The sequence below is a fragment of the Mycetocola sp. genome, assembly GCF_046716805.1.
Taxonomy (GTDB): Bacteria; Actinomycetota; Actinomycetes; order Actinomycetales; family Microbacteriaceae; genus Mycetocola_A.
The window spans coordinates 1-2678 of sequence record NZ_JBKJWH010000020.1 but is presented as its reverse complement, the minus strand read 5'-3'; the positions used below and the strand labels follow the sequence as shown (position 1 = coordinate 2678).

Here is a 2678-nt window from a genome sequence, read left to right as displayed (position 1 = left end):
ACCTACAAGACAACCCGTCGGTAGTGGTCGACGCGATCTGGGTCATGTTGCGACCCGGACATCTCCTCGTGCGGGAGTGCCTGGAATACGGTCGGGTTCTCGATGACGCGGATCCTCACGCATTCCGGCCGGCTACTGGGCAACCGGGCATCCTTCGACCGCTCGAACCCTTCGCCCGGCACCTTGAGCAGCTTCGCACATGCGCGGTAGATGCGTGGGAAGACCTGAATCTGCGCCAGTACAACCATGGCCCTCGAGAATTCAACAGGTCGGAGGTCCCAACAGACTCTTCAGGCATAGCCCAATACATCTGCGACAACGGGCACCGAGTGAAAAAGGCGCCCAATCAGATGAATATAGCCAAGGGCAACGGTCAGACTGGGTGCGGGGTCTGCTCCAATGCGGTTGTGCTTCCCGGATTCAACAGCGCTGCGCAATCACACCCTTGGTTGGCCGACTTCTGGTCCGACGATGACAACGGTGGCCTCACGCTCGATGAAGTTTATGGAGCCGGCGACTTCAACAAATACAACCTACGATGCACGAAAGGGCACCTTTGGCCAACTGTTCTAGGCAACGTTACGGTGCGCGGCTATGGCTGCCCAACATGCAGCGGACGATACGCGATTCCGGGAGAAACAAGCCTGGCGACCCTCCGTCCCGACCTGTTGGCGACCTGGAACTGGGAGCTGAACGAAGGAATCGATCCAGACACTGTGAAGCCCAAGAGTGGCTCCAAGTTCTGGTGGCTCTGCTTCGTGCCCGGCCATCCAACGTGGTTAGCCTCAGCCCTCAACAGGGCCAACGGTGAAGGCTGCCCCACCTGTTCAAACCGGAAGGTCGTCACCGGACTCAACGACTTCGTGACACGCTTCCCCGACGCCGCAAGTGAGTGGGCCTACGATCTCAATTCCGACGACCCCACCGGGCTCAGTGCTTATTATCGTCGGACTCCTCATTTGTGGCGATGCAAGGAAGAACACGTCTACAGGTCGACTATCAGCGAGCGGACTGCCGGACGGGGATGCCAATATTGCGCGGACAAAATCGTTTGGCCCGGGTACAACGACGTGGCTACTCGCTTCGCTGAGGTAGTCAGCGACTGGGACTACGGGAACAACGATGGGATCGAGCCGGGCCAGACATTGGCTGGGTCGCGGAAGTGGAACTGGAATTGCACAAATGGTCATCGACAATCCGCCAGGGCGCCACACCGAGCTGCAAGCGGCGGCTGCACGGAATGTCCTCGGGATCAAAGGGTCGGTTTCCGAGGGGCCGGCTTACCGAGTGTCCAATCGGCTCGCTCGAAGTCGCCCACCAGGGCTTCGGGCAGCTGCGGGACCGATCTCAGGGGCCTGACTGAACACACCTCGCGAGCGCGGAAACTCGAAGAGATCCCCTGAGGGCCTGCGACAACGCGCGGCCAGTCCGAGCATTGTTGGCCGGCTATGTAGACGTTGCCCGTATGTAAGTACGACAGGAAAGACGCATCCACCAGGAGAGCACTCCCTCTCTGTGTAACGAGACCAAAGTGCACCCTCGGCCATTGAGTTCGAGTGGGCGGCGCAGGGCGGGGAGCGGTGGGCGTACTGGATTTGCTCGGGTCGGCGCCGGCAGTGGCAGCCAGAGTCACCGGCCGGCCCCTGGAGTCGGTAGCGCGATGGGACCAAGTGCTGGTGGGCAGAATCGGCGGCGCGATACGCGCGTTCGCAGGCGCTTCGATCTTTGGCAAACGCGCTGCCCCGACTGGGGTCATGACAGGTCGTGCACTGCTCGTATAGAGTCGTCCGGAACCCTGGGGGGGAGCCTGCGATGTGGCCTGACAACGAGACCGATCTGGATCTCCTCGGATTTGAGTATCTGGTCGACGAGCTGATCGTTGCGCTCAGCGAGCCTGCCCTGCTACCGCTCACAGTCGGGGTCTTGGGCGAGTGGGGATCTGGGAAGAGTTCGCTCATCAATATCGTTCAGGCGGAACTCGATTCCAGCGTCGAGCCAAAGTTCTTGACCGTTGGATTTAGTCCTTGGCAGTATGAGGACTACGACGACGTCAAGCTCTCACTCATGCAGTCCGTCTTGGATGCATGTTCGTCTGTAACAAATGACCCTGCTCGGATCAATGCACTGCGAAGGTTTGTCCGGGTGGTGGGAGCGTTTGGCCGCAAGGCAACGCAGGTCGGGCTCCGTGCGGCTCCTGCGGCAGCTGCTGGCGTCGCATCTGCGTTGGACCCAAGCGTCTTCGACCCCGCTTCAGCTCAACTTATTGGAAAGGTTGTCGGTTCGACTGCGGAGGCCATCGCGGACGATCTGGACAAATCCGAGGAAACAGTTGAACAAGCAGTTACCTCGCTGGCGGGTTTCCGGGCCAAGTTCAAAGAAATGGTTGATGAGCTTCCTGTCCAGGCGGTGGTCATATTCATTGATGATCTTGACAGGTGTCTCCCGACCACCGTTGTTGACACCTTTGAGGCCATCCGGCTGTTCCTCAATTCACCAAAAACCGCCTTCGTGATAGCGGCCCACCGGCAGATCGCCGAGTCGGCTATCGACGCTGCCTTTCCAGACTACGGACGGCTCGGTGGTGCCTCGCTAGGGCACGACTATCTCGAGAAGATGTTGCAGCTTCAGATCACCGTGCCGAAGCTTTCTGTGGAAGATGCATCCGCCTACATCAGCCT

General features: G+C 59.6%; 2 protein-coding genes. Both read left to right on the top strand.

The window, feature by feature from the left end:
* Positions 1–44: 44 nt before the first annotated feature.
* Positions 45–1403 (top strand): zinc-ribbon domain-containing protein, encoded by a 1359-nt coding sequence (locus ACLQ62_RS01750; protein WP_411719938.1) that lies wholly within the window; start codon positions 45–47, stop codon positions 1401–1403.
* Positions 1404–1812: 409 nt separating this feature from the next.
* Positions 1813–2678: P-loop NTPase fold protein (locus ACLQ62_RS01745; RefSeq protein ID WP_411719937.1), on the top strand; the 866-nt coding region annotated here is incomplete at its 3' end.